Source organism: Candidatus Williamhamiltonella endosymbiont of Tuberolachnus salignus, assembly GCF_964019775.1.
Classification (GTDB): domain Bacteria; phylum Pseudomonadota; class Gammaproteobacteria; order Enterobacterales; family Enterobacteriaceae; genus Hamiltonella; species Hamiltonella defendens.
Window position 1 is genome coordinate 639,551 of record NZ_OZ026471.1, and the last position, 24,661, is coordinate 664,211.

Genomic DNA, 24,661 nt, shown 5'->3' on the forward strand with positions numbered 1-24,661 from the left:
ACGCCTTAATATTTTGATTATTGAATTTCCTGAACGCCTGATTTTTTAAATCTCTCTCCTGGTTTACTCTACAACAAGAATAATATGATTAGATTTTCTCACGTCAGCAAAATATTTGAACAAAAAAAACAAAAGGTCAGCGCACTTTTAGACATCAATTTAGATGTGCCGGCCGGCCAGATTTATGGGGTCATAGGGGCTTCAGGTGCGGGTAAAAGTACCCTAATTCGCTGTGCGAATTTATTAGAGCGCCCTACTGAGGGGCATATTTTTATAGATGGAGAAGAACTCACTCAATTACCAGAAAATAAACTCAGTCTTGCTCGCCGTCAGATAGGTATGATTTTTCAACATTTTAATTTACTTTCTTCTCGTACTGTTTTTGATAACGTCGCGCTTCCACTCGAATTGGCTTGCCTGCCCAAAACTGAAATAAAAAAAACAGTCCTTGAACTCCTTGAATTAGTGGGTTTAACAGATAAAAAAAAAGTGTATCCGGTACATTTATCCGGTGGACAAAAACAGCGTGTCGCCATAGCGCGTGCACTGGCAAATGGCCCTAAAGTTTTGCTGTGTGATGAGGCCACCAGCGCATTAGATCCTGGAACCACCCGCTCTATTTTAAAACTCCTTAAAGATATTAATCGACGATTGGGATTGACGATTTTATTGATTACGCATGAAATGGATGTCGTCAAGTATATTTGTGATCAGGTAGGGGTGATAAGCCATGGTCAATTGATCGAAAAAGACAGTGTGAGCGAAATGTTTTCACATCCCAAAACGCTTTTGGCACAGCAATTTATTCACTCTACTTTACATATCGATATTCCTGAAGATTACGCGCATAGGCTAAGCCAAAATCCGACAGATCTCGCCGTTTCCCCTTTGTTAAAACTCCAATTTACAGGGCAATCTGCCGATGCTCCTTTAATATCTCAGGCGATTCGCCGCTTTAATATCGATATTGGAATTCTCAGCGCTCAAATGGATTATGCCGGAGGAGTTAAATTTGGCACGATGCTCGCTGAATTAGAGGGTGAAAAACAGGATATCACTGCCGCCATGCAGTTTTTAAAAGATCATCATGTTAAAACGGAGGTACTAGGCTATGTCTGAAGCAATGATGGTTTTAATCCTCAACGGCGTTTGGGAAACTGTCATGATGACCTTTGTCTCTGGTTTTTTTGGTCTGATTTTTGGCTTACCGATAGGAATATTATTGTATCTGCATCGTCCAGGGCACATGTTTTCTTATCCTGTTCTATATCAATCACTTTCTGCCTTGGTGAATATTTTTCGGGCAATTCCTTTTATTATTTTATTAGTCTGGATTATCCCCTTTACCCGTTTTATCGTAGGAAGCTCTATTGGCTTAGAAGCGGCCATAGTGCCCTTAACCGTTTGTGCTATTCCCTTTATTGCTCGAATGATTGAAAATGCTTTACTCGAAATTCCTTTTGGTTTAATTGAGGCGGCTCGTGCTATGGGAGCAACTCCCTTGCAAATTATTTATAAAGTTTTACTGCCAGAGGCATTGCCTGCTTTAGTGAATTCAGTGACCATCACATTGATTACTTTAGTCGGATATTCTGCGATGGGAGGCGCAGTAGGAGCAGGAGGTTTAGGACAAATTGGTTATCAATATGGCTATATTGGCTATAACGCAACTGTGATGAATTTTGTGTTAGTTTTGTTGGTTTTTTTGGTGTGTTTTATCCAAATTCTGGGGAATTACGTGATGAAAATGGTGACCCATAAGTGATCATCTATTTTCATGAATCACCATGAGACTTTTCGAGTTTTTACTGATTATCAGTTAAGGATAAAAAATATGCTTTTAAAATTAAAGTCGATCAAAATAGCGGCCATATTGGCTGTGTTGGCAAGTTGCTTCATTGTGGCGGGCTGTGACAAAAAAGATGAAAAAGATTCAAATCACATTAAAGTGGGGGTCATCAGTGGGCCAGAGCAGACGCTTGCACAGGTGGCTCAAAAAGTAGCAAAAGACCAATATGGTTTAGATGTGGAGCTCATAACCTTTAATGATTATGTATTACCGAATGAGGCTTTAAATAAAGGAGATATCGATGTGAACGTATTTCAGCATCAACCTTATCTCGACCAACAAATACAGGATCGCGGCTACGAACTGGTGGCAATTGGAAATGCCTTCATTTATCCGATGGCAGGTTATTCAAAAGAAATCACCTCTCTTAATGAATTGACGCTGGGCTACCAAATAACAATGCCCAATGATCCCGCTAATTTAGGCCGTGCCTTGTTGTTACTACAAAAACAGGGGCTCATCAAATTGAAACCTGATGTTGGGTTAATGCCTACTGTCTTAGATGTGATTGAAAATCCAAAAGATTTAACACTTGTTCAATTAGACGCTCCTCAGTTACCGACGTCATTGGATGATAAAGAAAATGTAGCTATCATTAATACAACTTATGCAAGCCAAATCGGCTTAAGTCCCACAAAAGACGGATTATTTGTTGAAGATAAAAGTTCACCTTATGTGAATTTGATTGTGACCCGTAAAGATAGTAAAGATGACGAGAAAGTGAAAAATTTTGTGAAGGCATATCAATCTCCGCTGGTAGAAAAAGAAGCAGAAAAAATATTTCAGGGAGGCGCTGTGAAAGGCTGGTAATTTTTTCAGTCTGCATGGATGCTGTAAAACACAAAATGTATTAAATCGGTTTCAATAATAAAAAATGAAAGTGCTCCTGGCAAAATACCCACGAGCATTTTTTTATATCAGGAATAAAACGGAAAAAGCAAAAATTATATGCGTACCACTCAATATCTTCTGAGTACTTTAAAAGAACTGCCAGCGGATGCTGAAATCATCAGCCATCAACTGATGCTGAGAGCCGGTATGATCCGTAAACTGGCGTCTGGGCTTTATACCTGGCTCCCTACGGGGACCCGTGTTTTAAAAAAAATCGAAAATATTGTACGTGAAGAAATGAATAAGGCGGGCGCCATTGAAGTGGTGATGCCTATAGTGCAACCTGCCGATCTATGGCAGGAAAGCGAGCGATGGGAGCATTATGGTCCCGAATTGTTGCGTTTTGCCGATCGCAGTGAACGCCCTTTTGTGCTCGGCCCGACTCACGAAGAAGTGATCACCGATTTGGTTCGTAATGAAATTAGTTCATACAAGCAGTTACCGCTCAATTTTTTTCAGATTCAAACCAAATTTCGTGATGAAATTCGTCCTCGTTTTGGCATTATGCGCGCCCGTGAATTTTTAATGAAGGACGCCTATTCCTTTCATAATACATTGGAATCACTGCAAGAAACCTATCAAACGATGTATCAAGCCTACACAAAAATATTCGAGCGGATGCAGCTGAATTTTCGCGCTGTGCAGGCAGATACGGGATCAATAGGGGGAAGTCGCTCTCATGAATTTCAGGTATTGGCAGACAGTGGGGAGGATGAGATTGTTTTTTCAACAGTATCCGATTTTGCGGCGAACATTGAGTTGGCAGAAGCGCTAGCCCCTCACGAAAAACGCGCATCGCCTTGTGAAACGCTTCGTATTATTGATACCCCTAATGCAAAAACCATCGATCAACTGGTAGAGCAATTCTCAATCCCGATTGAAAAAACTCTCAAAACTCTGATCGTTTACGCTCATAAAGACAGCGGCCATAAGTTGCTGGCACTGTTGGTTCGGGGTGATCACCTTATCAATAAGGTGAAAGCAGAAAAATTACCTCAGGTGGCGAAACCCCTCACCTTTGCTTCTGAAGAAGATATTCGTGCTCATATAGGCGCAGGCCCGGGCTCTTTAGGCCCGCTTCACCTAAAGATGCCGATCATTGCCGATCGTGCGGTGGCGGTGATGAGTGATTTTAGCGCCGGCTCAAATAAAGAAGATCAACACTATTTTGGCATCAATTGGGAACGTGATTTACCTCTGCCCATCATAGAGGATCTGCGTAATGTAGTTGAAGGGGATCCCAGCCCTGATGGAAAGGGCACTTTGTTGATAAAGCGGGGTATTGAAGTCGGCCACATTTTTCAATTGGGGACAAAATATTCTCAAGCGATGGGGGCAAAAGTACAGGGCGAAAACGGGCGCCAACAGATGATGATAATGGGTTGCTATGGTATTGGGGTGTCTCGTTTGGTCGCTGCCGCGATTGAACAACACCATGATCAACATGGGATCCTCTGGCCTGAGGCGATTGCGCCTTTTCAAGTTGCTATTTTACCTATTCACCTCAAAAAATCTGACGCTGTTCGGCAAGAAGCGGAGAGACTCTACGCTGAATTATCCTCTTTGGGAATGGACGTCATTTTTGATGATCGCCAAGAGCGGCCGGGCGTCATGTTTGCTGATATGGAGCTGATTGGCATACCACATACGCTGATCATCGGTGATCGGGATTTAGAAAATAACGAATTAGAGTATCGATATCGTGGAATAGATGATCACAAAAAACAGCAGCTTAAAATAAGCGACGTGGTCTCTTTTCTTTTAGAAAAGATAAATTCACATTTTAATCCAAAATAAAAATCGATATGAATTCCATTGATTTGAGCGTGATTATTCCCGTTTTTAATGCTGAAAATGATTTAATGGAACTGTTTGAATCATTAAAAAATCAAAAAAATCTTTTTTATGAAGTCATTGCAATTAATGATGGCTCAACAGATCAAAGCCAAATCATATTAGAAAAAATCGCACAGATCGATAAAAGATGGGTGTTGATATCTCAGCCCCACCGGGGTGTTTCGGTTGCACGTAACCAAGGAATCGCCAGGGCTAGAGGCCGTTGGATTGCTTTTACGGATTCGGATGATTGGTTAGCGCCTCAAGCCTTCGAAACTTGGGTACAACAGGCCGAAAAAGGTGATCTAGATTGTTTGGTTGGAAATGGGTTTCGTTTTAAGCTCAATCCCCAAAAACCAACAGAAACGCTTTTATATCGTCAACCTTGGGGGAAAATTTTAACAGGCAGAGAATGGGTCATTCAAAGTGTTCATAAAAATGAGTGGCCTCATTATGTTTTTTTACAATTAGTTAAACGAGCATTTCTTATCAAAAATCAATTACGGTTTATTCCTAATATGCTCCATGAAGATATTTTATGGACAACCGAATTGGCAGAGGTAGCTCAAAGGATGGGTTTTTGCGCTGAGCCTCTTTATGGTTATCGGATTAACCCAGAGTCTATCACTCAGTCAACTTCTATCGAACGATTAGCTCACAGAGCTATAAGCTATCTGAATATCATTGAAAAATTATTAAATAAAGCGGAGGCCGTAAAGCAAGATAAAGCCTTTCATCAAGCCTTATTGAAGCAAGCTCATCGTGAAACTCGCCATTTTTTAGGATTAATGAGAAAAAAATTACCGCCTTCTCAATTACGAACTCAATTGGCAAAAAAATTTACATCATTGGGATTAAGAACAGCGGTATTTAAGGGGATCTGTCATCCTGATGAATTTTGGCATGCACTTAGAATCAACTTTTTTATGGCATATTATGCGCAGCGGCATAACCGCTTTTCTAGATAAACATCAAGCAAACAGTGTGCTTTTCACCAGACCAGATGCCTGAGGCGACACATCTTCCTCACAAACGCGCAGCGTGAATCACATCCGGTAACTGATTCAGTTTGGCTAAAATACGAGCCAACGTTTGCAAATTATAAATTTCAATATTCATCTCTATGGTCGCCTGTTGTTTTTTTGTGTCACTCCGGCTCTTGATGGCCAGCACATTCACTTTTTCATTCGCCAAAATAACCGTGATATCGCGTAATAAACCACTTCGGTCTTGCGCAAGGACCTTTAGCATTAAGGAATAACCGCTCGAATAACTTTCGTCCCACACCGCCTCCACAATACGTTCAGAAGAATGCAATCGTAAATCAACTAACTGGGCACAATCCAGTTTATGAATCGAAATCCCTCGCCCCCGCGTGATAAAACCCATAATCTCATCCCCTAAGATCGGCTGGCAGCAACGCGCAATGTGATGCATCAGATGTCCAACCCCTTCCACCATGATGCGTCCATTCTTTTTATGGCGCGTCGAAAGCGTATTTTGCTTAGTAAGATTTTTCAGCGCTTTTTGATCCGCTTCTTCGGCCGTGAGCTGATTAAAATGCCCTTGCAAAAAATGGATCATTTGATTGATGCGAATATCACCCGCGCCAATTCCAGTGAAGATTTCTTCAATAGAATTGAGGTTGTAACGTAGCAAAAGTGGTTTTTCTGCTTTTTTTAGGCTGATGTTCAAATGTCCTAATTCATTTTCAAGCATTTGGCGTCCTGCCAACCTATTTTTATCTTTTGCTTGTTGACGAAACCAGTTATGAATTTTCGAACGGCTGCGGCTACTGTGAATATATCCCAAATGAGGATTTAACCAGTCTCTACTGGGATTGGGCTGTTTTTGGGTGATCACCTCTACCTGATCACCCATTTGCAACTGATATGTAAATGGAACAATCCGCCCTCCGATTTTAGCCCCAATGCAACGGTGCCCGACATCGCTGTGAATATGATAGGCAAAATCAAGGGGAGTCGAGCCTGTAGGCAGATCCATGACATCCCCTTTAGGGGTAAAAACATACACACGGTCATCGAAAACCTGGCTACGTACTTCATCAAGCATCTCTCCTGAATGAGAGATCTCTTCTTGCCACGCGATCAACTTTCTCAGCCAAATGATTCGGTTTTCATATCCTGAACGTACCGAATGGGTAGCGCCTTCTTTATACTTCCAATGCGCTGCTACGCCCAGCTCTGAATCTTCATGCATCTGTTGTGTGCGAATTTGAATTTCCAGGGTTTTACCCTTGGGGCCTAATACAACAGTGTGAATAGACTGATATCCATTAGGTTTTGGATTGGCCACATAATCATCAAATTCATCCGGTAGGTGACGAAAATGCGTATGGATAACCCCCAAAGAGGCATAGCAATCCTGAATACGCTCAACCACAACACGCACAGCGCGAACATCAAAAAGCGCATCGAACTCCAAAAATTTCCTCTGCATTTTACGCCAAATGCTGTAAATATGTTTCGGTCGCCCATAAATTTCAGCTTTTATCCCTTCATCCTTCATGGCTTTTTTAAGAAATCTCACACAGTCGTCGATAAACTGCTTACGATCAACGCGGCGTTCATGAAGTAACTGAGCTATTTTTTGATATTGTTGAGGATGTAGATACCGAAAACAGAAATCTTCCAGCTCCCATTTTAGTTGGCCAATACCAAGCCGATTGGCTAAAGGCGCGTAAATATTCGAGCAGGCTTTCGCAGCCAATACTCTTTCATCTTCAGGGGCTTCTTTCATTTTTCCAAGATGAACCACTCTTTCTGTCAGCTTAATCACAACACAGCGAAAATCCTCTACCATTGCCAATAACATTTTACGAACGTTATCGATTTGAGCTGACTTGACCGAATTATCTTGAGGCGTTTTTAAATAACGAATGGCATCCATCTCACGCACACCGCGGATCAAAACGGTAATCGCGTCACCAAAATACGTACTCAGTTCGATTTCATTCATTATTTCAGCTTCTACAAACGGAAAAAGAAACGCCGCCTGCAAACTGTCATCATCCATATTCAAAGTCGACAGGATCTCGACCATTTCGATTCCATATTCCATTAAGCCTGAAGCATCAGAATGAAGGGGGATTTTTTGAAGGCAGTAATACCAGGTTTTTTTTAAACATACCAAAGAGGAAGGAAGCGTAAGCCCTAAATCTTTCATCCATTGATTAAAAGCGAATTCATCTGTGATATTTAAACCGGTATTTCTCACAGAGACCATAATTTTCCCTATTGTAGATTAAGCAGGCTGATTGAAGATTTTTAGTTTGGGGCAGCTGGATACCTTGATGAAATGTGATTGTAAAGCGCCATTTTTCACGCTAAAAAATACAAAAAAAGAGGAGAAAGCGCAATGTCATCATCGTTTTAAAAATGATGATATTGGTATTTGATGAGACAATTTTCACTCTAAAAAATAAGAGATAGCCTGAATAGTAAGGAATACGCAGGGCAACTTTCATTCATTTTTTTAAGACCTGAGCTTTTTGCTCCCTTCGCCTCTGTTGAAAAAAATCCACCAGCATTCTGGAACAGGTTTGAGACAATACATCCGTTTTAATATCAATCCGTTTGACTCGAATATTCATCATGCGTGTTAAAAATGCGACACCCCCTTTTTTAGGATCGGGGGCACCATAAACCAATCCTCGAATCCGGCTATGCATAATAGCCCCGACACACATCATACAGGGCTCTAAAGTGACATATAAAGTGGCATTGACCAAACGATAATTTTTTTGATGTCGTCCTGCTTGCCTCAGTGCTATGATTTCGGCATGAGCCGTCGGATCATGACACATCACCGATTGATTCCATCCTTCGCCTATCGATTGATTGTTCACTACTACCACCGCACCGATAGGCACTTCTCCTGAGGCTTGTGCTTGTTCTGCAAGTGAAAGTGCGTGGCGCATCCAATAGTGATGATCAAGCTCTGAATCAGGTGCAGGAAGGGTTTTGATATTCATAAGGCCATTTTTTTGAATTGTTACCTTGAATAAACTGTTTTAAAAGCATCCCAAAGAGCTGTCATTCTGAGCTGTCGTCATCCCATTTTTATCCTGTTTTTTCATGGCATTTCATAAAATCATTGATCTCTCCTTTAGAGACAGAATCTAGCAAATTTTTCATCTTCTGTAGACGTATTAAGTCTTCATCCTCATTTTCAGTAGAATCCCCCTTGTATAAAAACCATAAACACTTAATCGACGCCAATGCCCTATCAATGATCTCTGGATCCATTGCACCCGTAATTTTTAATTGCCCCAAACCGCAAGCAATAATAATATTACAGTGACTTACTAAATATGATGTACCGCCATATTTTTCATCTTTTTCTTTTCCCCATTTTTTCCAGAATTGAGGATCTTTTCGTACCAAGTCATCAGGCCCCAGACCCCAGCTCTCGAGGGTATTGCTCAAAAATTCACTAATACTCTCGTCTTTAAAGGTTTTATCTTTATACCAATCTTCCAAATATGACAGTGTATCTGCGCCCAAATCATTACCGAAAGGGCTTGAGTCATCACAGGCATCGTAATAAAAATCTTCTGAAGCCAAGCTCACAAAACGGGGGTGAGAAGTATCCCTATGTAATCCTTCCTCTGGATCATCATAATAGTAAAGTTGTGTTGACATATTTAATTTGTTTTCCTTTTGGGGTTTAATCATATTAATAACGATGAATGAATAAAAAATAAATTATCTGTTTTTAGTTAGTAACCCAAAAACAGGGTTCTTTTAGAGAAGAACCGTTTCTTTCGAAGAGATACTATCTTTATATGTATCAATCTCTTAAAAACAAATTAAGCAGTATTTTATTATAAAATTTATTTAATAAAAACACTGAGTAAGTATAAAAAAGAAGCGTCTTCTATCGTCTGGGTTTATCTACAAATAAAAAGGGAAACGATATGCATAGAGTTAATCATCTCTCGACACATCCATCATATGAGAATACAGCATCAACACAATCTACAGGCTCCTCCCTGCCCAGAGAATTATCATCAGTCAAAAATATAAATCATAGTAAATCGATGCACTATATATCTAGATTGCAAAATCTGCTTGATTTTTGTTCTAAAGAAAACGACAAAAAACGGATTCTTAGAGAAAGAGAGGGGAAATTCAGGGCGGCTCTTCTTACAAAGGACACCCCTACTGATACAGAAAAAAAAGCGAATGAAAGCGTTTTGAATTTCGTTAAGGGCTATCAGGTGGATTATAACTGTTTGAAAAGTAACATGAGTAAGGAGGATATAAAAAATCTTGTATTTCAAAAGACAGATGATAATAAAGTTCTCATTATTGATACCAAGTCCCAAAAAATATCCTGTGGGGCGGCTAGTGTTTTATTGGAATTGACTAATACAGCGGCGCTTAACATGCCGAATACTTCTATATCTCCATTGCAGGCCCAACCTAATACATTGTCTGAGGTGGATAAATTATGGGAACTCTTAAGTGATTTTAAGAGCAAAATTGAACAACTAGGAGAAGAGCAACCAGATATTTTTGTAAACAAAAGCGTTAACCGTTTTGTTAATGTGAATAGCATGTCAAGTACAAATGTTGCACCTAATCTAAGTGCTAACAGGGTCAAGATAGGTGAAGATGAGGTCGCTATTCTGACACAATACCCAAAAGATAATCAGATAGAAGACCAGTTAAGAATGTATCTGAAAGAGAAAATTGACCATGTAACAGTACTTAGTTCTAATAAAGATATCGAATGTCGAGGGCTGAAAAAATATTTTTCTCCTGATTGCCGTACCGAAGGAGCAGTTTCTGTTACATCAGAATTGACAGGAAAAAATGAACTTAAGGATGGTACTACATGTGATCATTATTCCCTAAATATCAGGCATGAAAATAACACTCATACGGTTAAGCTTTTACATGTGACAAATTGGCCCGATCACGGCGTGATTAGCTCTGAGGATACAATAATATTAGCAAACGAAGTGGAAAAACATAACAAAAGGGTGATTCATTGTACGGCTGGTGTGGGTCGCACTGGGGTTCTGGCAGCTACAGTGTCAATGATGAAGCAACAAAAAAATCATATCAGTCTTCAGGATGTCATCATTGGGCTTCGTAAACAACGTGCTGCCAATACAGTTCAAACCAAAGACCAGCTAAAACTTTTGGCTGAAATAGCCCATATTTTAAATATTTCTATTTTACATTAGCAGAGCCTGATCATTAATTGACTGGCTGCCGGTTTTTCCCCTGAAGGTTGAGGAAAATAAACTTACAGCCAGAACAATCGAGAAACCGTTTACATCAAAAACTTTGCAGACTCCATCATGGAGCGTTCGAGTCAATTTTTTGGTCATCGTTATGAATTAAACTGGAATTAACGAACGGGCAAGACAGATCGCCTTCAGGACAGATCAGAAAGTTTTTTAATTCTACCTCGCGCTGATGGTTTTTTTCTGCCAGACAACTTTCATAAATCATGGCATATGCTGACCCGCCTTGACTTCCAGAAGTGGAAAAACGACACGCCGAATCCCGGTACTTTTTCCAGGCATCCTGGGATTTTTTCAGTAATGTTTTTTGTTCACCTTTTACGGCTTTTGAAACTTTTTGATATGTTTCATTTAACGTTTTTTTGGCCGACTGATATTCCTTTGCTGAGTCTTGGGTCATATCCACTTGCGTTATAAGAGTACCCGAACGTTCGGCCATTGATGGGAATATTGTAGCAAGGCTAAATAAAATCAGCGTTTTTTTAAGCATTGACATTTCCTATTATTAAATACTGAAAAAGATTAAGTTTAAGTGAGTAAACCACACCCTTTGTTCTTCATGAAATTGAATCAAATAACGCATCAAGAAACCAGGTTTTCCAGAAAAAACGAGACCACTTACATGGGATAGTACCTGTTTTTCATCTTTTATCATCCTCAAAAAAACAAATCTTATTTTAACATTGACTTTGTTAATAGTTGATATGTCAGCATTTCTTGAAATTTAAGATTATTCCTATATTAAAAAATAGAGCGAAAAGTAACCTTGAGATCCTTATTTAAAAATATGACATTTAAATTTATTAAAGGAATAAAAATCATGATTACACGCGCTCGAAAATTGACTCATAAACAAATCAAATCTAAAAATTTAAATAAAATTTTAGAAAATGAAATCAAAAATACATTAACGGCTACGTACAATTGGAATGGAGAAAAAAAATATGGGCAAAGTGTCTTTTTAAATTTTTCATTTAATGTTAAAAAAAACCCTTTTTGGGGAAGAGATTCAAAAGTATTTGGACAACCCATACCCTTTACTCAAAATCAAATTCAAAAAATGAAATTAACTTTGCAATTTTATTCTGATGTTGCGAATGTTCATTTTAATGAATATAACGAAGGAGATATTAATAAAAGAATTAATCTGGTTTTTTCAAATTATATTAAAATCACTCCTGAAAGCAGATTTAAAAGAGGAGTCGCTTATTATCCCAATAAGAACGGTACAAGCCCTATTTGGATTAATGCAGAACTAGAAGATAACTTGAATCCAAATCCAAAAAATCTGGGATATTTTACCTTCAATCATGAAATAGGTCATGCTTTGGGGCTGAAACATTCACATATCAGTAAATCATATACTAATAAAATCAGTATGATGAGTTACCGTCATGAAGATGGATACAATGGCTATTATCCATCTGGCCCTCAAATGTATGACATCGCATCCGTTCAGTATCTTTATGGAGCTAATCTTGAAACACGTATCGGTAATACCATTTATGGTTTCAATTCTAATTCTGGCCGGCCTTATCTTAGTGCGGAAAATGCGGATGATCCCCTGATTTTTTGTGTTTGGGACGCGGGTGGCATCGATACTTTCGATTTTTCTGGTTATCGTCAAAATCAAAGAATCAATTTAAAATCGAGCCAATTTTCTGATGTCGGGGGATTAAAAAACAATGTCTCTATTGCATACAGGGTCATCATTGAAAATGCGATCAGCGGCTCTGGAGATGACGAAATTATAGGCAATGAAGTGGATAATGTTTTACGAGGAGGCAAAGGTGCCGACCTTATTTACGGTGAGCAAGGGTGTGATCGGCTTTTTGGAGAAGAAGGAAACGACCGTTTATACGGTGGGGAAGGGGCTGATAAATTAGTGGGGGGCAGGGGCTCCGATCAACTTTGGGGAGGAAAAGATAACGACTATCTTTTGGGTGGAGAAGACCAGGACTTTTTGTTTGGAGGCCAAGGAAACGATCGTCTGGTAGGAGGAAGAGGAAGAGATCAACTTTGGGGAGAAAAAGGAGATGATACTTTGCTGGGAGAGATGGGGGATGATTGGCTTTCAGGCGGAATAGGGTCAGATAAACTCACAGGAGGCCCAGGAAGGGATATATTTGTTTATCAAACTTGTGATGACTCTTCGACACTATCTACTGATACCATTTGTGATTTTGAAGTGGGCATTGACAAAATAGACCTGTCTCGTATCACGAATAATATCAAAAATATTCAATTTGTAGATCGATTTCACTTTAAAGGCCAAACAGAAATTCAACAACGTCATAATAGTATTCTTAATATTACTTATCTCATGATTGATTTTTCTGATTCTATTGAAAAAAATTCATTGAATAATAACGATATGATGATCAAATTCACTGGAAATAAAAAACTCACCGCCAACGATTTTATTTTTTCTCGCTTTATATAAATATCAAATAGTATTTATACGTTATACGTGACTTCACGCATGGTAAAATTTTAATGCGTGAAGATTTTATATTTTTGATTTTTTCTGATAAAAATTTTTTAAATAGTAACTCAATATTAATAATATTAACCAGACGCATCCCATAAAAAGGGAAATACGTGTGCTGGGAAAGCAGCCGATTAATACCATAATAAAAACAAGAAATACGATTCCAATAGCAGAGGTAATAACCCCTCCTAATAGTGGAAATTCTAATTTTTTCTTTTCTTCTTTCGTTAAAGAGCAACGAAAAGAAATTTGAGAAAACAAGATCATGATCCATACGAATACAGTCGCAAAAGTGGCAAGTGAGGCAATCACCAAAAATACTTTATCGGGCATGATGTAATTGAGATACACCGCAATCAACATCGCCATCATCATAAAGAGCACGCTCACCCAAGGAGCACCGCGTTGAGAAATTTTATTCAACATTTTGGGAGAATGCCCTTGCTCTGCCATGCCATTTAACATTCGGCCAACGCCAAAAACATCGCTATTAATCGCAGAGACAGAGGCAGTTATCACAACAAAATTCAAAATACCAGCAGCGACCGTGATGCCAATATGTTGAAAGGTCAATACGAAGGGGCTGCCTTGCGTGCCGATTTGATTCCAGGGAAAGATAGACATAATCACGAACAAGGTCCCCACGTAAAAAACAAGAATACGTAATGGCACTGAATTAATGGCTTTAGGAATAGATTTTTTAGGATCTTTCGCTTCACCAGCAGTGATCCCTATAATTTCAATGCCGCCATAAGCAAACATCACCACCTGGAGTGATAAAATCATCCCCCAAATACCATGGCTAAAAAAGCCCCCGTTAACCCATAAATTCTGGATACCCGTCGGTTTACCGCCGTTACCAATCCCCCAAACGATCACACCAACGCCGACCAGTATCATTAAAATGATGGTGGCCACTTTAAAAAATGAAAACCAGAATTCTAATTCGCCAAATACATGGACACTCATCAAATTAATACTACCGATAATCAGCACTATGCTTAATACCCAAATCCAATGAGGTACTTCTGGGAACCAGACTCCCATATAAACGCCAAAGGCCGTTACGTCGGCAATGGCCACAATCAAAATTTCAAAACAGTATGTCCAGCCTATAACATAACCGGCCATAGGGCCTAAATATTGCTCTGCATACAGAGAAAAAGAGCTTGATTTTGGGTTATTCACCGCCATTTCACCCAAGGCTCGCATAATGACGAAGGCAGCGAGGCCACCCATCATATAAGCCAGTAAAACACTAGGGCCTGCCATTTTGATCGCATCGGCTGAACCATAAAATAAACCCGTTCCAATCGCTGATCCCAATGCCATAAAACGGATATGGCGGGCATTTAAGCTGCGTTTTAGTGTATTTTTAGCCATGGTTTCCTAACAGATATGCAAAAATTCTTGCCTGGTATTTTGACTGGATTTAAATAATCCCCTTAAAGAGGTCGTTCTCGTCACGCTGCTTCTATCACAAATGCCACGGGCCTTGACACAATAATGAGTCGCATCAATTGACACCGCCACATTTTCTGTCGCTAACAACGTTTGTAATGCCAAAATAATTTGCTGGGTTAATCTTTCCTGAACCTGCGGCCGCTGAGAAAAAAATTGCACCACCCGATTTATCTTCGACAAACCAATAATATAATCTTTAGGAATGTAAGCTACAGTGGCTTTACCATCAATGCTCGCAAAATGATGTTCACAAGTACTACTCAGACTGATGTCATGTACTGTGATCATTTCATCTACCTGCATTTTATTTTGAATAAGAGTAATTTCAGGAAAATGAGCATAATCCAACCCTAAAAAAATTTCATCGACATACATTGATGCAATGCGAGAAGGCGTTTTAGAGAGACTGTCATCTTTTAAATCAAGATTTAATAGTTCCATGATCTGGGTGATATGCTTTTCAATATGAGATCTACGAGTTGCAGCATCTAATAACCCGTTTTCAGGATCCATATTGAAAGGATTCTCAAGCCCATGTTTGACAAGCGCTTCATGAACTTGACGAGCTTCTTTACTGAATGATGACATTTTTTCTCCAATCAACTGAGGGCGCTTTTAAAAAATCATTACATCGCCGCAAATATATGTGACATGTTGTTGCGCCGTCATTAAGGTTGAATCCCTTGGCTCAGTAAATATTCTTCATAATTTCCCCTGAAATTCTTCACTTTGTCAGGCATTATTTCAATAATTCGGGTGGCCAGTGAATTCACAAATTCACGATCATGAGAGACGAATATCAGCGTGCCTTCATATTTTTCCAAGGCAAGATTAAGCGATTCAATAGATTCCATATCCAAATGGTTGGTGGGTTCGTCCATAATGAGAATATTTGGGCACTGCATCATCAGCTTGCCGAAGAGCATTCTCCCTTTTTCTCCTCCAGATAACACTTTAACTGATTTTTTGATGTCGTCTTGATTAAACAATAAACGGCCTAATATGCTCCTTACAGCTTGTTCATCGTCTTTTTCCTGCTTCCATTGCGTCATCCAGTCTAATACCGTCATTTCAATTTCAAAGTCATGAGCATGATCCTGAGCGTAATAACCGATGTTGCTATTTTCTGACCATTTTACATGGCCTTCATCTGGGGGTAACTCACCAATTAAAGTTTTCAGTAATGTGGTTTTACCAATTCCATTAGCGCCTAATACGGCCACCTTTTCGCCGACTTCAATCATCAGGTTGAGCCCTTTAAAAAGAGTGCTATCAAACCCTTTCGCTAATTTATTCACTTCTAGTGCATTTCTGAATAATTTTTTCTCTTGCTCAAAACGAATAAATGGATTTTGACGACTCGTGGCCTTAACTTCATCAAATTGAATTTTTTCAATTTGTCGAGCGCGTGAAGTCGCTTGTTTAGACTTGGATGCATTCGCACTAAAACGATTGACAAAAGATTGTAATTCAGAAATTTGTGCCTTTTTCTTGGCATTTTCTGCGAGTAAATGCTCACGAGCCTGGGTCGCGGCGTACATATATTGGTCGTAATTTCCGGGATAAATGCGCAACTCGCCGTAATCCAGATCCGCCATATGGGTGCAAACCATGTTAAGAAAATGACGATCGTGGGAAATAATGATCATCGTACTGCTACGTTGGTTTAGTGTTTGCTCCAACCAGCGGATCGTATCAATATCTAAATTATTGGTGGGTTCATCCAGCAGCAGTATGTCAGGATCGGAAAACAACGCTTGTGCTAACAACACCCTCAACTTCCAGCCAGGCGCAATATCGCTCATGGGGCCATTATGTTTTTCAGTAGGTATACCAACACCCAATAACAACTCACCGGCACGAGATTCTGCACTATAACCATCCATCTCCCCATAAGCGACTTCCAGATCTGCGACTCTATATCCGTCTTCTTCTGTCATTTCAGGCAACGCATAAATGCGATCACGCTCTTCCTTTAATTTCCATAGTTCGTTATGTCCCATCACCACTGTATCTAAAACACTGTATTTTTCGAAAGCAAATTGATCTTGACGAAGTTTCCCAATCCGTTCGTTCACATCAAGTGAAACCTGCCCGTTTGTCGCAGTGAGATCTTTACCTAAAATCTTCATAAAAGTGGATTTACCACATCCATTAGCACCAATTAAACCGTAGCGATTTCCTTTGCCAAATTTTACGGAAATGTTTTCGAATAAAGGCTGACTGCCAAACTGCATGGTAATATTGTGAGTATTTAACACTGAATCGATCTCTATTTATGAAAAGGGGATATTGAATAATATGAAAGGAAGATTATAAGTAATGACACCCAAAATTGATAGCGGGCCTGAAAGGGTAGATTTTTTTTAAAAGAAGCGAAGCTGCTTTACCTTCCGCCTGACTCCCCTGATTTTAACCCGATAGAAATGGCATTTTCTCAGTTGAAATCTTGACTCAGGAAAGCGGCTACAAGAACCATTCAAATTTTTATGAATAGCTCACGCTATCGACCTCATTTCCTGCAACGACTATTACAGCTCCTTCGTTGCTGAGGATATAAACCAGAATAGACAGAAACCGCTCTGGTCTGGGCTCATACAATTTAATGTTCACCTTCTATTATCATTTTTATTTTTTTCAAAATAAATAAAATGCTATCAGCATTATTAAAAATAATATTCACTTTAAATTTTACTGTTTTTTGCAAATTCTCCATAAAACTATCGATATCAAATTTATCCATAACAGCAGTATTATTATGACTCAGTAGTAAATCCTCATATATTAGTAGCATCTTTGAAATTCCAATAAAATTCGCATCTGAGGGAGAATCTGATAATGATCCAATGATATTTCCGTGATGATCTCTTGAAAAAAGAAAAAAGTCATTCGCAAGATTTTTTTCTGTCAGCATGCCTGCTAATATAGTGTCGTGTAAATTTGCAGGGATGGCCTTTACTTTAGCCACTTCTAATCCAGTAGAATGATGAACACCTAAAGAATATTTACCCTCTGGGTTTTGTTTATAATATAAACCTTTTACATTCCTTGTATATAAATCATGTTTTACATGCATAGGGATCACATCCATAGGGATTTTTATCACCGTTTCGTTACTTGTTTTATTCGTAATACTGTAAATATCATTTTGTAATTTCATCAGTGACCGTAAAATGATTCTAGTATTATTGCAACAGGTGATTTCTGTAAAATATTTTATTACAGATATGATATTTTGAATTGTTTTTTTATGTATTGAAATTATGGCGTTAAATTTACGATTAATTTCGCTTACTGGTGCTTTGGGTTTCAGTTGGGCCAACTCGTTTTCTAATATTTTTTCCTCAATATTTTTTATTGTTTTAAGTATGTCATCACCTTGTTTGTAAAGGTAAATCAATAAAATGGTTAATAAGATTCTTCTTGAAATATGCAGGTTTTTCTGATCAACAAACATATTTGAATATTGCATGAAATCATAAAAACCAAAGTTAAGATTCAAGTTCTTGCTTTGAGAATAAAACTCTTCATCACACATTATTTTACTGATAATGAATATTCTCTCGTCAATCCTGTCCATATCGTTTTTATCAAAATAATCAACATTGATATTAAAAACCTGCAAAAAAAAATATTTTTCATTAAAATCATTACGATTGATATTGATAGTAAAATCATCTTGAACAGAATAACTTCTGTCTTTTAAATATTCATTAGCTAAATCTATATTTCTAAAATTCAATAATTCATCCTGGATAAAATTCAAAGAATCAAGCACTTTTTTATAATCATAATCATATTTTTCCGTTAACGGTTTATGTTTCATGACTCTATATTGATTTTGCTCAATCCACTTTTTTAAAAGTGGATTAGATTCATAATTTTCTTTATCTGATTTTTTCTTGATAAAATCAAGATAACGAATATATATATGTTCATTATCCACAACATGATCATTGATTTCAGTACTTCTCTTACGCCTCTTGAATCCATCATGTACATGTCCTGGAATTGGCACTGGATCTGGAAATCTTCCTGGTATGGTGTCTGCTCGTGTATTTTGAAATAGAGACGGATCAGATAAACCATTTTCATTGATTGAATTCATCGAAATTGTTCTGGTTATGGTTGTTCTTTGAGGTATCGGAGTAAGACTACCTATACCGAAAGCAATAACGCTTCCGTCCGCAGAATACAGATAAAAACTATCCTCATCTTTAAGTAAGAAATTAAATAAATAAGACATTATAAAAGAATCTAAAGAAGATACGATGCCCATAATAATACTGGCATTCATTCTTATTTCATCTGTAACTGAATTGCTACGTTGCGTAATAAAACCGATGAATTTTGCAAAAAATGTATTGAACACAATACCAACAGCAGGAATCGCAAATTTATACAAAATCTGTTTTAAAAGATTTTTTTGATTTTCTTTTCCTTTTTTATAAATTTGTAAATTATAAAAATAACTAAAATCAAAGCTATCTTCAAATTTTGTTAAACGCTCAGAAATTTTGAATGATATTTTAAAATATCCTTGTCGGTCAGTTCGATATAAAAAAGCCAACTCATCAATAATAACATCATAAATATAAAAAATTAATGCAATACCTATATTTGTAGTAACCTCAGAAAGGTTTTTATTATAATAATCTTTATCTGTAATAAATTGATAATAAAAATTTTCATTGACATATTCATCTTGAATTTGACTGATAATTAAAAAATTATTAGTCAAATTTGAATATTCAATTCCCTTCTCTTGAAGAAAATGATTGATAATATTAATGACGTGTTGATCGAAACCAGTTAATGCACTGTGATTGATAAACTTATGTCTTGATTCACTAAAATCATAATGCAAATTATAAGCTATTTTTAATAATCCTTTTAATGCCTTTTTTTCTTTTTCAGAAAAATCTACCTGAGTAAAAGTTCGATAACACACAGATTTAAGTTTAGTCAATATTTTATTTTTAAAGTCATTAAAATTAATATCTTTAATATTATCATTATTAATCACTTGGGTGACCAATTGATTAAATTCATTGGAATATTGATAATGTAAAAAATCGTTGTCCCAAGTGGATTTAAATGATTTTAAATCTATTTTAAGCGCCTCTTTGACTGCCATGCTTATCACACTGCAAAAATAAAAAATTCGATTAATAAAATTAAAAGATTTAATGTCTTTATCATTGTTTTCAATCACTTCATCATAATAATCGAGTGATATAAAAAGCGCATCACAGGTCAGCTTTAAAAAAAAGTCTTCTTTAAGAATATCATGGGGTCTAAAATGAGCATTTTGATATGCTGCGATCAATATTTTATGTAAAAAATTATTAAAAAATTCTTTATCTATATACCCCTCCAAAATATTTTGGATCTTTTTTTTATGGTTATTAATTAATTTTATTAAACGCGCATCTATATCTCCATTTTCAATAAGTAAATTTGATTTTGCATATTCTTCTATATATTCATAATTAATCATTTTATAGATATTGTCGCTCATTTTTTAAATCCTTTTTTTAAAAATCTGGTTTTTGTTGGAAGTCAAACTGACCGTGATCTGTTTTGATGATGCGTCGGCATCATTTCTGAATTTGGTTCAAACACACTTTCTGAACGTACGCTTGCAAGCCTGTTATTTGCTGCCCTGCGAGTAGGATTTATTCCAAAAACTAGAACCATCATAAACATTATTACCAACAGGGATATGCATTGCTATTAATACCGAGGTATTTTCTTTTTTTGCTTGATTTAGCTGTTTTTTCAGATATTCCATTTGTAACTGAATATGTTCCAATGGAGCGACATGCTTTGGCGAGAACATGACTGAGTTTAAACCAATCAGAATTAATGTATCCGCGAGTTTTATAGTAAAGAATCCATGTTTATCATTTTGGCTTTGTATGCACGGAAAGTCGGATTTGCCTTTAAGATGACATTTTATCCCTGTTGAAAGAAAACCATTTTTAAAACCAGATTGTAATGCAACCTTATAAGGCGATAACCCGTCAGAGAAAAAAGCCCCATAATTTTTTTCAAAGCTATCATTATTACCAAAAACATTAATGATAGGTGTATCAGGAAACATGCTCTGTAAACCTGTCAGTGCTTTTTTTGTATTATCTTGCACAAATCTTGCTGGATTAGAAGTTCTTTTATGGCCTACAATATCACCCAAATAAAGTATAAATTCTGGTTTAGAAATCAATTTTTGAGAACCCACGTTCCGACGAATAAGTGATGATAGCTGTCCAAATGTTTTATTATCCATATCATTAGTGGCATTGTATCCAGAGGGGGCCATTTCCATCTTGTGAGTTTGTTGATGATTAAGATGGATGTCATTGATCGTCAAAAAATTAATTTTTTTAGAAAAAGCCTGTGGTATCAGAAAAGAAAATATGACTAAAACTATAGATGCCAGTATTTGAAGTTTCATTTTAAAAAAAATCCTTATATAACATATATATATTGTAATTATGATGCAATGAAAAATAAGTAAAGTTATTTATCAAATTCAAATGCAAACACAACGTCATTTGACTTTATTAGGGTAGTAGAGAATCACAAAAAGTAAGTCAATATATATGAAGTTGAATGAAATGTATTTTTTGTAAAGTAAAGATGGAGAAAGATGGTCAATCAAAAGAAAACGCCCCATAGATGTGATACCCCAGTGTCTCTGTTCGACTCTGGCGCACGCCCTGAGTCTTCGAAACCTAAAAGAAATCAGGGGCCCCCGTATTTCGGTTGAGCATTCGACTGAGCACCGTTGGGTGCTGTTCATTGGACAAGGTCTTTCGACAACATGTCTTATTTTACACACTCCAGGTTTTGCAATAAATTGGTTCTTTTTTAATTCAAAGTTTTATTTAATTTTAAAAATAATCTATCTATGCAACGGTAACTTAGCGCTTCAGCAAGGTGATCCTTCTTAATATTTTCTTGTTCAGCTAAATCCGCAAGTGTTCGAGCTACTTTCAAAATGCGATGCCAAGCACGTACGGAAAGACCTAATTTTAACAACACTTGTTCTAAAAATTGAGCATCCTTAGTGCTTATATGACAAAATTTAGCCACTTCTTTATTATTGAGATGAGCGTTGATTTTTTTTGTTCTATTTAATTGGCGTTCACGAGCTTTCAGAACACGCGTTCTAATAGTACTGCTGCTTTCACCCTGATTTTCTTGCATTTGTAATAAACCAGGAGGTAATAAAGGAACTTCAATAGATAGATCAAACCTATCAAGGAAAGGACCAGAAAGTTTTGAAAGATATCGTAAAATTTGTTGTGGGGTTGTTCGATGATGAATACCTTTATAATGCCCACTTGGGCTTGGGTTCATGGCCGCAATCAACTGTACCCTTGCAGGAAAACGAATCTTGGCCATGGCGCGAGAAATGATAATCTCCCCAGATTCTAGTGGTTCTCTTAATGAATCTAGTACCCTGCGTTCAAATTCTGGTAATTCATCTAAAAATAATACGCCATTATGAGCTAAAGATATTTCGCCTGGACGAGGTAAAGATCCCCCGCCCACTAAAGCAGCAATCGAGGCACTATGGTGAGGGGATCGAAAAGGACGCTTACGCCATTGAGTCGGATATTTTTCAATATTTAATAAACTGTTTACAGCAGCGGTTTCCAATGCTTCCTCGTTTGTTAATGCAGGTAGTATGCCAATCAATCTGCTAGCCAGCATCGTTTTGCCAGTACCAGGTGGGCCAATTAGTAATAAATTATGCCCCCCAGCTGCAGCCACTTCGAGAGCTCGTTTTGACTGCTGTTGACCAATCACATCTTGAAGATCAGCATACGTATCTGTTAGATCAGTTTCATTATTTACAACAGAAAGTAAATTTTCTTCTCCACTTAAAAACCCACACACCTCTAGCAAGTGTTTGGCAATCATAACCTCCCCTTCAGGGATTAACGTCATTTCTAGAGAATTAGCTGAAGGTAATATCAGCTTCCGATTTGCTTTAGAGCATGCAAGAGCCGCTGGAATTGTGCTATTAATAGGTCGTAATGCACCAGATAAAGCTAATTCACCTAAAAATTCATAATGAACTGATTTGTGACCACTCACTTGTTCTGAGGCTATTAATATGGCTAAAGCTATAGGTAAATCGTAACGCCCACCTTCTTTTGGTAGATCTGCAGGTCCTAGACTCACCGTAATACGCTTGGCTGGAAACATAAAACCACTGTTCAAAATCGCACTCCGTACGCGATCTCTCGCTTCTTTTACCGCGGTTTCAGGTAAGCCCACCAGGGTAAAACAAGGCAATCCATTACTGATATGCGCTTCAACCGCAACTGCAGGAGACTGTACCCCCAGACTCGCTCGAGTGTTGATTACTGCCAGTGCCATATGTCTCTTCCTCTATTTGTGTGCACTATATGATATGAATTTTTTTTAACTACTCATAAATTCAAAATTTGAGATAAAGATCACAAAATATTGATTTTTTCAGTAAACGAGTTCAATTAGTTAATGAATTACATTTTCTAGTAAAACAAAATCAGGGTGTTGATTTAGGAGTGATCAAGATGAAATGATAAATTAAAGAGTATCTATTAAGAGATAAACATTTATGCAAAACCATATAACACTGTTAATAAAGTTATTTTATTTAACTCATTAAAATAAAAGTTATTCTTAATGAAACGATGAGGGCATTTTATATTGCCATAGATCAGATAATCGAACGATGCCGTTAATAATCAGGAAGAATTTTTCGAATTTTTTCTAAATCTTCTGGGCTGTCTATACCTTGAGGGGGAATCTTTTTGACTATATCGACGTGGATCTTTTCACCATGCCATAAAACACGTAATTGCTCCAATTTCTCTATTTCCTCTAATGGACTTTTCCCCCAATTAATATAACGGCGAACAAAATCAACTCGATAAGCATATATACCAATATGGCGCAGCGCCGTCCTGTTTTCTTCCTCAGTCATAAGCCCATCACGTTTCCATGGAATGGGTGCTCGAGAAAAATATAAAGCATGACCCAAGGCATTCACCACTACTTTCACAACATTAGGATTCATTAAATCTACTTTATTCGTAATAGGCGCAGCCAAAGTGGCCATACCCAAGCAGGTGTTGGCAAGGTTTTTTGCAACCTGATCAATAATAATAGGGGGAATCATAGGCTCATCGCCCTGTACATTAACGATAATATCAGTATCACTGAATCTATATTTTTCAATGACTTCAGCTAAACGTTCTGTTCCTGATGAATGCTCAGAGCTTGTGAAGCAAGCTTCCCCACCTGCTGATTTAATGACTTGTAAAATTTCTATATGATCAGTCGCCACAATCACACGATCAGCTCCTGCCTCTCTTGCTCGCTCCATCACATGGAGCACCATGGGTTTACCCTGAATATCAATTAAAGGTTTCCCAGGCAAACGAGTTGATCCATAGCGCGCAGGAATAACAATCACAAAAGACATTATTTTTTCTCAAGTGACGATAAATCTCGAGCATGGCTTTCTAATAAAACGGGGATCCCATTACTTATGGGGTAAGCAAGTTCATCGGTCTGACAGATCAGTTCGAGATTTTTTTTATCAAAATGCAATTTACCATTGCAAATGGGGCAAGCAATAATTTCGAGTAAATGATGATCCATCTATATATCCTCAAAAATTTTAATATTTATTTGATCTAAAATTGAGCATAAAATAGCACAACTCATTCAATGAAACTGTCATTTTTTATCGTAAAAATAAAAAAATGAGCGACTAGATTTATATAGACGCTCATTTCTTAAATCACTTAATAAAGTTTTAAAAGGTGTTTAAAACTATTTTTAA

The 24,661-nt window shown here is 37.5% G+C and carries 20 protein-coding genes and 1 pseudogene; 9 read left to right on the plus strand and 12 right to left on the minus strand.

The genetic code is table 11. The annotated features are described in order from the left end of the window. The first annotated feature begins 84 nt into the window (after nucleotides 1-84). From metN to AACL23_RS03075, 5 genes are all read left to right on the plus strand, one after another. On the plus strand, nucleotides 85-1,119 hold the full coding sequence (gene metN / locus AACL23_RS03055) for a methionine ABC transporter ATP-binding protein MetN (protein WP_012738103.1): 1,035 nt from the start codon (nucleotides 85-87) through the stop codon (nucleotides 1,117-1,119). Further along, nucleotides 1,112-1,765, plus strand: coding sequence for a methionine ABC transporter permease MetI (locus AACL23_RS03060; protein WP_100096092.1), 654 nt, complete (start codon nucleotides 1,112-1,114; stop codon nucleotides 1,763-1,765). The genes metN and AACL23_RS03060 overlap by 8 nt, the downstream gene beginning before the upstream one ends. A 69-nt stretch (nucleotides 1,766-1,834) precedes the next feature. Further along, a complete protein-coding gene (gene metQ, locus AACL23_RS03065) occupies nucleotides 1,835-2,659 on the plus strand; it encodes a methionine ABC transporter substrate-binding lipoprotein MetQ (RefSeq protein ID WP_100096091.1) in 825 nt (274 codons plus the stop codon). A 138-nt stretch (nucleotides 2,660-2,797) separates the two neighbouring features. Further along, on the plus strand, nucleotides 2,798-4,537 hold the full coding sequence (gene proS / locus AACL23_RS03070; protein ID WP_100096090.1) for a proline--tRNA ligase: 1,740 nt from the start codon (nucleotides 2,798-2,800) through the stop codon (nucleotides 4,535-4,537). 8 nt (nucleotides 4,538-4,545) lie between these two features. Next, entirely contained in the window at nucleotides 4,546-5,544 is a 999-nt protein-coding gene (locus tag AACL23_RS03075) for a glycosyltransferase (RefSeq protein ID WP_095034454.1), read from the plus strand. 58 nt (nucleotides 5,545-5,602) lie between these two features. Here the strand turns inward: AACL23_RS03075 and relA are convergent, their stop codons facing one another. Beyond that, nucleotides 5,603-7,822 carry a GTP diphosphokinase gene (relA, locus tag AACL23_RS03080; RefSeq protein WP_339050054.1) on the minus strand — a complete coding sequence of 740 codons (2,220 nt, stop codon included), beginning with the start codon at nucleotides 7,820-7,822 and terminating at the stop codon, nucleotides 5,603-5,605. A gap of 31 nt (nucleotides 7,823-7,853) precedes the next feature. Between relA and AACL23_RS03085 the strand changes: the two genes are divergently transcribed. Further along, nucleotides 7,854-7,994, plus strand: coding sequence for a hypothetical protein (locus AACL23_RS03085; protein ID WP_158530911.1), 141 nt, complete (start codon nucleotides 7,854-7,856; stop codon nucleotides 7,992-7,994). A gap of 69 nt (nucleotides 7,995-8,063) precedes the next feature. On the opposite strand, the gene tadA is transcribed toward AACL23_RS03085, so the two are convergent. Together tadA and AACL23_RS03095 are read right to left on the minus strand one after the other, a co-directional pair. Further along, nucleotides 8,064-8,570, minus strand: a complete 507-nt coding sequence (tadA, locus tag AACL23_RS03090) for a tRNA adenosine(34) deaminase TadA (protein ID WP_100096089.1) — start codon at nucleotides 8,568-8,570, stop codon at nucleotides 8,064-8,066. An 88-nt stretch (nucleotides 8,571-8,658) separates the two neighbouring features. Beyond that, nucleotides 8,659-9,240: a hypothetical protein gene (locus AACL23_RS03095; protein ID WP_339050057.1), complete on the minus strand. Its 582-nt coding sequence runs from the start codon at nucleotides 9,238-9,240 to the stop codon at nucleotides 8,659-8,661. 275 nt (nucleotides 9,241-9,515) lie between these two features. On the opposite strand from AACL23_RS03095, the gene AACL23_RS03100 reads away from it, so the two are divergent. Continuing rightward, a complete protein-coding gene (locus AACL23_RS03100; protein WP_339050060.1) occupies nucleotides 9,516-10,793 on the plus strand; it encodes a protein-tyrosine phosphatase family protein in 1,278 nt (425 codons plus the stop codon). A 115-nt stretch (nucleotides 10,794-10,908) separates the two neighbouring features. On the opposite strand, the gene AACL23_RS03105 is transcribed toward AACL23_RS03100, so the two are convergent. Then, nucleotides 10,909-11,346: a lysozyme inhibitor LprI family protein gene (locus AACL23_RS03105; RefSeq protein ID WP_171967614.1), complete on the minus strand. Its 438-nt coding sequence runs from the start codon at nucleotides 11,344-11,346 to the stop codon at nucleotides 10,909-10,911. A gap of 330 nt (nucleotides 11,347-11,676) precedes the next feature. Here AACL23_RS03105 and AACL23_RS03110 point away from each other — a divergent pair, with 330 nt between their 5' ends. Continuing rightward, nucleotides 11,677-13,299 carry a M10 family metallopeptidase C-terminal domain-containing protein gene (locus AACL23_RS03110; RefSeq protein WP_339050064.1) on the plus strand — a complete coding sequence of 541 codons (1,623 nt, stop codon included), beginning with the start codon at nucleotides 11,677-11,679 and terminating at the stop codon, nucleotides 13,297-13,299. A gap of 66 nt (nucleotides 13,300-13,365) precedes the next feature. Here the strand turns inward: AACL23_RS03110 and proY are convergent, their stop codons facing one another. From proY to AACL23_RS03125, 3 genes are all read right to left on the minus strand, one after another. After that, nucleotides 13,366-14,730: a proline-specific permease ProY gene (gene proY, locus AACL23_RS03115; RefSeq protein WP_339050066.1), complete on the minus strand. Its 1,365-nt coding sequence runs from the start codon at nucleotides 14,728-14,730 to the stop codon at nucleotides 13,366-13,368. Between the two features lie 6 nt (nucleotides 14,731-14,736). Further along, a complete protein-coding gene (folE, locus tag AACL23_RS03120; protein WP_171967612.1) occupies nucleotides 14,737-15,399 on the minus strand; it encodes a GTP cyclohydrolase I FolE in 663 nt (220 codons plus the stop codon). Between the two features lie 80 nt (nucleotides 15,400-15,479). After that, nucleotides 15,480-17,072: an ABC-F family ATPase gene (locus AACL23_RS03125; RefSeq protein WP_012738118.1), complete on the minus strand. Its 1,593-nt coding sequence runs from the start codon at nucleotides 17,070-17,072 to the stop codon at nucleotides 15,480-15,482. A gap of 114 nt (nucleotides 17,073-17,186) precedes the next feature. Between AACL23_RS03125 and AACL23_RS10195 the strand changes: the two are divergent. After that, nucleotides 17,187-17,363 (plus strand): annotated as a pseudogene (locus AACL23_RS10195) (transposase); the annotation flags it as partial. A gap of 50 nt (nucleotides 17,364-17,413) precedes the next feature. Here AACL23_RS10195 and AACL23_RS03135 read toward each other — a convergent pair. The 5 genes from AACL23_RS03135 to AACL23_RS03155 form a co-directional block, all read right to left on the minus strand. Further along, nucleotides 17,414-20,332, minus strand: a complete 2,919-nt coding sequence (locus AACL23_RS03135; protein ID WP_174888361.1) for a hypothetical protein — start codon at nucleotides 20,330-20,332, stop codon at nucleotides 17,414-17,416. Between the two features lie 132 nt (nucleotides 20,333-20,464). Next, entirely contained in the window at nucleotides 20,465-21,268 is an 804-nt protein-coding gene (locus AACL23_RS03140) for a metallophosphoesterase (protein ID WP_339050072.1), read from the minus strand. Nucleotides 21,269-21,684: 416 nt separating this feature from the next. Then, on the minus strand, nucleotides 21,685-23,205 hold the full coding sequence (locus AACL23_RS03145) for a YifB family Mg chelatase-like AAA ATPase (protein ID WP_100102925.1): 1,521 nt from the start codon (nucleotides 23,203-23,205) through the stop codon (nucleotides 21,685-21,687). Nucleotides 23,206-23,551: 346 nt separating this feature from the next. Continuing rightward, nucleotides 23,552-24,298 (minus strand): 3-deoxy-manno-octulosonate cytidylyltransferase, encoded by a 747-nt coding sequence (kdsB, locus tag AACL23_RS03150; protein WP_100096033.1) that lies wholly within the window; start codon nucleotides 24,296-24,298, stop codon nucleotides 23,552-23,554. Beyond that, entirely contained in the window at nucleotides 24,298-24,477 is a 180-nt protein-coding gene (locus AACL23_RS03155) for a Trm112 family protein (protein WP_012737967.1), read from the minus strand. The genes kdsB and AACL23_RS03155 overlap by 1 nt, the downstream gene beginning before the upstream one ends. Nucleotides 24,478-24,661 lie beyond the last annotated feature (184 nt).